The following is a 3,442-nucleotide window of genomic DNA, read 5'->3' on the forward strand; positions in this document are numbered from 1 at the left end:
TGCTCCACATCCCGCACCTGCAAGCGAGATGCCCAAATTTTCAGATGTTCTCCTTCCCATTTAACGCCAAGAATGGGAGAACCCAGAGCCTCCTTGCAATCTACCGAGATTTGCCGTCCCTCGTCCAAACGGTGAATTTCATAGCGATCGTTTTCGAGTTCGTCCTTCTCGTAATAATCGAGCAATCGTTGCAAAATGGGAGCTATCTCCCGAACCCATTGCTCTTGCTGCGCTTGAAGGAGTTCTTCTGGACTGGGAGGTGAAGGGGTTGGATTGGACATTTCCGATCGATGCGTTGAGGGTTGAAAAGTGGTAAAATCGCTTGAGATTTCGCAATTGACCCCACGATGCTTTTGCAATCCCGGTAGAGTGTAGGCTCTCCCCAATTGCGTGCCGCTAAAAGCCACGCCCTCGCGACAATAACTGATTCCCGTAGCCACACCCTCGCGAGTCAAGCGCACTCGAACCGCGTTCGCGAAGCGTGGCTTTAGCCGTATCGCCTGCTGCTGTAGCCTTTGGATGAGTTCGGGAAGCGAGATCGGCTCTCGAGTTGCCTCATCGATGGCGTTTTGCAACTGTACCTTAACAGGGAGTTCGGGGAGTCCGAAGCGATCGCCTTCTTGTCGTTCTCGTCGATAGCGTCGTTCTTGTCCCACAGAGGGAGGTTTTCGCTCGATTGCCTCGGACTCTCGCACCGGACGCAGGCCAAACTCCGCTCTCAATTCCCGCAAAACTTGCTGCGATACGGCTAAAGCCACGCTATTCGCAAAGCGAAGGCTACGCCAACGCGATCGCAGTCCGAATGTAATCCTTTCTTATGATTATAAACTCGAACTAAATTTTGAAGATGAGGGAATTTACCAACTTTTTCCAGCGTTGTTAGATCGACAATGACTTGTAAAATAGGTTTTCTTCCAGCCTTTTTTTGAGAAAAAATTAGATTGAGAATGAAAGAACGAACCTTACGAATTAAAGAACGTGTTGACCATTTATAATGATTCAAAAAACGGCTGATAGCACTTTCAGATTTGGTCTGACAATCATGGGGAATTTGTGCTTTTCCTTGTAGCAATAAATTCTGATTTATTTATTTTAAAAAGCGCTATATTAACTTGCATAAATTGTAGAGCTTTATCATTCTTTACTAATATTTAATAAAAAACTATCTCTAAAAGAGAAAATCCCTCAAAGCACCTCTATACAAGTATTTCAGCCTTTAATCATCTCTATCAATTTTTTTGGTGCAAGATCTGAGTTAAAACTTTGTGGTGATTTCCTTGAGGAACAATGCGCCAAACTTTTTTTGAGTGTGGATGATTTGCGGATGGCGCTTTTCTAATGCAGGTTTTTTGGGAAATAAGAGGCGATTGGAGGCGAGATAAACAGTCAGACTTGTACCGGATAACAAGAAAAGTGAAGCGATCGCACTAAAACGGATGATAAAGGAAGAACGAACTCGAGGTAATTTCATTCGCATAAACTCACCAAAACATGAAGAAAATAACCCAATATAATCATTCATCCCGTCGCCAATATTTTAAGAAGAGAAATGACTATTCTTTGATTTTAGTGCAAAGGTGCTACAATGTTGGCGATCGCGTTAGAAAAACCGAGCAATGTTATTAGAACTGAAACGCTTTGACATTCTCCCCGGACAAAAACTCGTCCTGCGAGACGTAAATTGGCAGGAATTTGAGCAAATACTAGCAGAATTGGGAGAAAAACGTGCTTCTCGCATTGCTTATGCTAACGGAACTTTAGAAATCATGGCTTCTTTCCTCGAACGAGAAGTCAACAAAGTTTTAATTGCCGATTTTTTAGCGGCACTCCTTGAAGAACTTGATATCGAATTTTATCCCCTCGGTTCGACAACATTTAAACACAAACAGAAGAAACAGGGAATTGAGCCAGATAATTGTTTTTATATTGAACATGAAGCAGCCATTCGCGGCAAGAATCGCCTCGATCTCACTGTCGATCCACCTCCCGATCTGGTTTTAGAAATTGATGTCACTTCTCGCACCCATCCCGATATTTACCAAGCATTAGGTGTTCCCGAATTGTGGCGTTTTGAGAAAGGACGATTAAAAATAGCGGTTCTTCGAGGCGATCGCTACGTTGAAGTTACAGAAAGTCCTCATTTTCCCAATTTTCCCCTCATCGAAACCATTCCTCAATATTTGCAGAAAGTTAAAACCCAGGGACGCAATAAAACCATGCGAGAATTTAGAGCATGGGTGCGCGATCGCCATCTCTCTCAATAATTTTAAGTTTGAGATCGCACCATTCCCAACTAATAAGCAACCAGTTCTATCTCGCCATTTTTGAGAAAAACAACCCGGAATTGCGCAAGCGGTTTTTGCGGTACAACAGTTCCATTTTCTTCTCCAATTCCTGCTGCTTTGGGGTTGAGTAATTTAGGCAAAGGAGTTTCTCGTTGCAAGAGGTAAGCATTGCCATCTAAATACTCATAATCGGCAATTTCTCCCGTTTCCGTGACACCAATACGAAAAGGCAGATCGGCAACAACGGGAGTTTCTGGAGTCCATGCAGCCTGCAATTTTTCGCGCATGGCTTCCCGCAAATCCTCCAAGGTTTCCGAGTCTTCAATGCGTTCCCCTAAAGTACCCGTCCCTCTGCGTCCAGCTAAAGGACTAATCGTCGTGGTACCATTGCGAGTGAAAGACAACTCAAATTCCGCGATCGCCTCTTTTTGAGCAATATCATCTTCGGTGGGAAGAAAACGCAGATTGGCAAGCGGAGTTAATTCTGTCTGGGCTTCAGTGGTTTCTCCGAGGGGTTCATAGTCGATAATAGAACCATCTAAAGTTGCAACAAGGCGATAAGTGAGGTCTTGCTCGATCGCCTCGCGATTGTCCCAAGCGTTTTCAATTTCTCGGCGAATATGGCGTTGCAGAAAACTAATTTCCGTCGGATCGTCAATTTCTGGCGCATCCGCCAGTAATGTTTGTAAATCTTCTGGAGAGATAGGCGGTGCAGAAGGTTCGTTCTGAGACTCCTCCGAGACGTTCTCGCTGCTCGTTTCCCCCTGAATAACCTCCGGGTCTTTCACCTTGGGAATAGGCAGCATAAAGAGCAAAGAAGCGGCGATCGCCAAACTTCCTATCCCGGTCATCATCGGCGTTGCTCGTTTAGTCAAAGGAATATCAGCTTTGCGATGACGACGGCTAACCGGAATCAAATGCAGAGACAAATCCGGTAAAGTTCGATTATCCGCAAATAACTGATCTACCGCTTCCACTAGATCGAAAAGTTGAATCGTGTTGAGGTCAAAATGTAGGGGCTTCGACTCCTCCGCATCCTCCCCTTCAGATTTGTGTTGCCAGAGGAGATGATGAATATCGGGATTATTTCCCTTCAATAAGCGCACGCTTTCATTAGGATATTCTAAATCTACAGGATGGCGAATGCCGCTTAAGAA

General features: G+C 44.7%; 4 protein-coding genes and 1 pseudogene. 1 reads left to right on the forward strand and 4 read right to left on the reverse strand.

Features of this window, described 5'->3' with window-relative positions:
- From VB714_RS15095 to VB714_RS15105, 3 genes and pseudogenes are all read right to left on the reverse strand, one after another.
- Positions 1–758 (reverse strand): annotated as a pseudogene (locus VB714_RS15095) (hypothetical protein); the annotation flags it as partial.
- Positions 749–1,072: a hypothetical protein gene (locus VB714_RS15100; protein ID WP_323225433.1), complete on the reverse strand. Its 324-nt coding sequence runs from the start codon at positions 1,070–1,072 to the stop codon at positions 749–751. The gene VB714_RS15100 and the pseudogene VB714_RS15095, both read right to left, overlap by 10 nt.
- A 183-nt stretch (positions 1,073–1,255) precedes the next feature.
- Positions 1,256–1,471, reverse strand: coding sequence for a hypothetical protein (locus VB714_RS15105; protein WP_323225434.1), 216 nt, complete (start codon positions 1,469–1,471; stop codon positions 1,256–1,258).
- Positions 1,472–1,616: 145 nt separating this feature from the next.
- On the opposite strand from VB714_RS15105, the gene VB714_RS15110 reads away from it, so the two are divergent.
- Positions 1,617–2,264, forward strand: a complete 648-nt coding sequence (locus VB714_RS15110; protein WP_323225435.1) for a Uma2 family endonuclease — start codon at positions 1,617–1,619, stop codon at positions 2,262–2,264.
- Between the two features lie 29 nt (positions 2,265–2,293).
- Here VB714_RS15110 and VB714_RS15115 read toward each other — a convergent pair.
- Positions 2,294–3,442: DUF4335 domain-containing protein (locus VB714_RS15115; RefSeq protein ID WP_323225436.1), on the reverse strand; the 1,149-nt coding region annotated here is incomplete at its 5' end.

Origin of the sequence: Spirulina sp. 06S082 (assembly GCF_034932145.1) — a bacterium.
Taxonomy (GTDB): Bacteria; Cyanobacteriota; Cyanobacteriia; order Cyanobacteriales; family Spirulinaceae; genus CCY15215.